Source organism: Photobacterium sp. OFAV2-7, assembly GCF_022347985.1.
Lineage (GTDB): Bacteria > Pseudomonadota > Gammaproteobacteria > Enterobacterales > Vibrionaceae > Photobacterium.
Window position 1 is genome coordinate 1 of record NZ_JAKRFQ010000362.1, and the last position, 4,833, is coordinate 4,833.

The 4,833-nt window shown below is 53.5% G+C and carries 2 protein-coding genes and 1 pseudogene; all 3 read right to left on the reverse strand.

Going from position 1 to position 4,833, the window contains the following annotated elements:
* Positions 1 to 477: pseudogene (locus MHN01_RS16740) on the reverse strand (hypothetical protein); the annotation flags it as partial.
* Positions 478 to 501: 24 nt separating this feature from the next.
* A complete protein-coding gene (locus tag MHN01_RS16745; RefSeq protein ID WP_239412384.1) occupies positions 502 to 1,839 on the reverse strand; it encodes a glycine cleavage T C-terminal barrel domain-containing protein in 1,338 nt (445 codons plus the stop codon).
* 122 nt (positions 1,840 to 1,961) lie between these two features.
* Positions 1,962 to 4,833 (reverse strand): sarcosine oxidase subunit gamma family protein (locus MHN01_RS16750; RefSeq protein WP_239412385.1); only part of this gene is annotated, 2,872 nt, incomplete at its 5' end.

Consider the following 4,833-nt stretch of genomic DNA (forward strand, 5'->3'; position numbering starts at 1 on the left):
GTGGCCCTCAGGGTGACCTGCAACCCCAATGCCGCGCAATGGATGCTTTGCCAGCGCCCCTGATGCCAGCAGTGCAAGCGTATTGGCAAAAGGTCCCGCCGGTGGGTTTTTCTCTCCAGCTATCAGCAGAATATTGTAGACACCGATATGGGTTAGAGAGGAAAGCCATCGGTGCAAACAAGCTTCGCTTGGCACAGCGCGAGCCGGTATATGGGGTATTGGCACCATCCCCCATAGCAGCAAGCGCTCACATGCCTCAAATGTCTCCTCAAATCGGCCTTTCGGCAAAAAAGGCACATATACCCAGGTTCCCGCCGATAGCCAGTCAGGAACAGTATGAAGCTTCAATACCTGCTTGGGCGTCGCTTCCAGCGAGGCTTCCGCCAGCAATTGAAACAAACGGGGTTCAATATCGGACTCCATATCAGGTTCGCGGAACCCTTCCCCTCCTAGGCTCTTGTAGGCATCACACTTCATACCGTGCCCCTATATTATCGGTCGTTAGTCGACGAAATCACTACCACGCGATTTGGCGACTTCGCGCGAGTTAGGGTTGACCGACGGACGGAACGGCACTTCTACCACCTCGGCATCAACCACATTGCCGCCATATTCGGACGGAAGCGAGACACTCAGCCTGGTACCGATATCCCGCTGTGCCCAGGGAACATGAGCCAGGGCAATATTAGTCTGCAGCTCTGGCGAATACCAAGGGGAAGAGACATACCCGACAGCATCGCCACCATCCGGCCCATAGACCAGCCAGAAGTCATTGGCATAGTCCGTAATCGGCTCCCCACCCAATACGATACCGACCATCACAAGGTCAAAAGGCGGGTTCCCGGCTTCGATTTGCTCCCGGGCCTTTTCCAGAGCCGCTTTACCGACATAGTCAGCATCTTTGTTTCGTGGCACCTGATAAGCCAGATTGCACTGGAACGGTAGGGTTTCCTGATCTATATCCTGCCCCCAGGAGAGGATCCCGGCAGCAATCCGGCGGTGGTGAGCAGGCGCGATGACTCGAAGTTTATGGGCTTTCCCTGCATCCAACACGGCATACCACAGCTTCTCGGCGTCTTCGGTTACATTGCGACAGTAAATTTCGTATCCCCTCTCGCCGGTAAAGCCGGTTTGGGAAATGACCACATCGCACCCCGCAATTTCAGCTTCCATCAGGCCGTAGTAAGGAATACTTTTGATGTCCTCACCAAACAAATCCACCATCAGCGCTTCTGACTTCGGTCCCTGGATCTGAACCGGCGCCACGTCGATTTCGGCAATGGAGACATCATATTGCTTGGCGATATTGATCCCCCGCAGCCACATTTCGAGATCGCTATCCGAGATGGAGAACCAGAACTCGTCCTCGGCAAGACGTAGCAAAACAGGATCATTGAGAATACCGCCTTCGTCATTGCATAGGATCACGTACTTGCCATGCATCGGTTTGATCTTGGAGGCATCACGGGTGATCACATAATTGACAAAAGCTTCGGCATCCGGACCCTTCACCTGGATCTGGCGCTCTACGGCGACATTCCACATCGTGACATCATTGACCAGTGAGTCGTATTCCACCATCGCGCCGCCGTCTTCCGGCCTAACATAACCACGAGGATGATAAATACGGTTATACACCGTTGCCCGCCAGCATCCTGCTTCTACCGAAAGATGCCAGTACGGTGATTTCCTTACCCGGGTCGATATCAGCATTTCTACGGGTGTGGGACCCGACTGGCGCAGATTGATCGGCACGCGACGATGTGACTGTTCAACGCTGGTTTCATGGCGCGCCACTCCGGCGCGAGCTTGCAGTAATCGATTATCATACTTGGTCATGGCTTTGCCCTCGTCCCCTTAGCGGTGGTATACCCCTTAAATGTGACTGTTATTGAAAATTTGAATTTCCAATCTACGACATGGATGAAACCAAAAACGTCGCGGGCTATTCGATAATCAGGCTACTCGATAGTCAGGCCATACTCTTCACTCGCATCCTGCAACCACAGCCAGAGGTAATCAGCAAAGCTGCGCCGGACAATAAGTTCAAACTCACTCTCGCCACTGCGCCTTAGCACCACCTGCGCTTTTGCAAGCAAGGTACCGACACATTTACCAACGGGCAGTGAACGAGCATCGACATCATAAGAAGTGGATTTTCTCAGTACTGCTTGTGCCTGCAGCCCTGACAGTTCAATGACACACTGCCCGCCACTGACATCAACAATGGAGAAATGTCCCGACAACTGATGGCGTAACCTCGCTTCCACCGAGAAGTCTTCGGATGACAAAATCAGCCACTCATTAGGCGATAACCACCAGATCTGCATCTTTTCACCGGCAATCGATGAGCAGGGTTGTCGTGGCAGAGGCAACCCGAGAACGGTTTCAGCGTCGTCATAAAACGCTTCATTCTCATCTTCAGATGTGTTTCCTCCCCCACGCAATATATGCTGCGCCAAACCTTTTCGTTCATGCAGCACTACGTTTGGTTGCGAAGCTGTTTCTCTGTTTTCCCTTTGTGCATGGCCCCTTTCTGCATAGTACCTTTCGGCATGATGAAGCGCAGACTCATAGCGAGGCGTTTCGGGCGGATGATATGGCTGTGTTGCTGGCGCCGAGATCACCGACTGACGCTTACCTTCAGGGTCATAAAACACCGCATCGGTAATTTCGGCTTGCAATACCCGGCCGTCTGCCAGAGGGAAGAATACCGATTCGCCTACTCGGCTCAATCCGCCCTTAATCAGCCCCAGTGCAATTGAATGCCCCAGCACCGCGCTGTAATAGCTTGAGCTAACATGACCAACCATAGTCATCGGTACAGGCTCATCGGGATCATTCACAGCCTGGGCACCTTCGGGGATCACCACATCAGGCTCCGTACATTTAAGACCGACCAACTGCTTGCGATCAGATCGGCGGGTATCTTCACGCTGCCATGAGCGACGGCCAATAAAACTGAACGTTTTTTTCTTCCCGCAGATCCACGCCATGTTCATGTCCTGCGGCGTGACCGAACCATCTGTATCCTGGCCGGCGATAATGAAGCCTTTTTCTGCCCGGAGAATATGCATGGTTTCCGTGCCATACGGAGTGATTTCGAACTCTTCTCCCGCCGCTATGATCTGTTCCCATAGATACAGGCCGAAGTTAGCATTTACATTGACTTCAAACGATAGCTCACCGGTAAAACTTATCCGAAAAATGCGCGCATCGACACCCGCAATGCAGTGCGACTGCCAAGTCATATAAGGGAAAGCGGCATCCGAGAGATCGGCTTCGGGCATCAGTTTCTGCAACACAGAGCGACTGTTCGGCCCACCAATCGTCATGGTGGCCCAGTGATCCGTCACGCTGGTCATATACAGGTCCAGCTCCGGCCATTCTGTCTGGTGCCAAAGTTCCAGCCAGCGCAATACACCCGCAGCCCCACCTGTCGTGGTGGTCATCAGAAAATGGTTATCATCGATACATGACGTCACACCATCATCAAAAATCATCCCGTCTTCTTTGCACATCACCCCATAGCGGCAGCAACCCGGTGCCAGCTGGCTCCAGCCATTGGTATAGATCCGATTGAGAAACTCGCGCGCATCCGGTCCCTGAATATCAATTTTTCCCAACGTCGACGCATCAAGGAGTCCGACACTATTACGGGTCGCTAGACACTCCCGGTTCAGCGCCTCCTGCTGCGTCTCGTTACCCAGACGGTAGAACCAAGGGCGTCTCCACTGCCCGACATTCTCAAACTCAGCACCATGCTCCAGGTGCCAGCGATGCATGGCAGTAAAACGCGCCGGATCGAACAAGTGTCCGGCATCCCGCCCGGCCAGCGTGCCGAAGGTGACCGGCGTATACATAGGGCGAAATATCGTCGTGCCGGTTTCAGGTATCGACTGGCCCAAAGCCTTGGCGGCAATTGCCATTCCGTTGATATTCCCTGTTTTACCCTGATCGGTACCAAAGCCCAATGCGGTATAGCGCTTAACATGTTCGATAGACTCGAAGCCTTCCCGAACAGCCAACTCAATACCAGCAGCGGTAACATCATTTTGAAAATCAACAAACTGTTTGGGAGCCCGGCTTGTCGGGAAGTGATGAGGAATATGGTAAATAGCCATTGGCGCGGTTTCGTCGGGGTCTGGAACTTCCGGCAGCTCTGGCTGGTCTGGCTGGTCTGGCTGGTCTGGCGTCGACATTAGCGAAACCTGCAGACGGTCCGCGACGGCCTGCGCAGCTTTGCATCCATCGTCGAGCACTTTCGATAGCTGATAATGCCCCTGGATCCCGCCAGCATAGAGCAAATCGGGATTGCCTGGCACAAAACCAGCAATGTCATCTCGCCACACCGGACGGCTGCCAGTATGACAAGACAGGTGCAGACTCGGGCTCCATCCGCCTGAACTGGCTACCGTATCGCAGCTCAGCAGGCAAGTATCAATTCGACTAACCTGGCTGCGATTGTGTTTAAGCTTTGCAATTTCAACCGCACTTACCCGCTTATGACCACGCACATTAATAACGGCATGCCCGCGGAATACCTCTATCCCGGCGGCTTTAGCCCGTTCAGGGTATTTCCCTGAGCTATTTGAGCGCGTATCGACAATCGCAACCACCTCTCGACCAGCGGCATGCCAATCCAGCGCGGTCTGATAGCCAGAGTCATTGGCTGTCATCACAACCAATTTTTGCCCCGGGATCACGCCATAGCGATTGATATATGTTGATATCGCAGAGGCAAGCATACAGCCTGGCACATCGTTATTGCCAAACACCAGCGGGCGTTCTATCGCCCCTGTAGCCAACAGCACTTCACGTGCCCGTACCCGG

Bases quoted from the DNA above. Each gene is read 5' to 3' on its own strand.
- MHN01_RS16745 (WP_239412384.1), bottom strand. From the start codon at position 1,839: ATGACCAAGTATGATAATCGATTACTGCAAGCTCGCGCCGGAGTGGCG.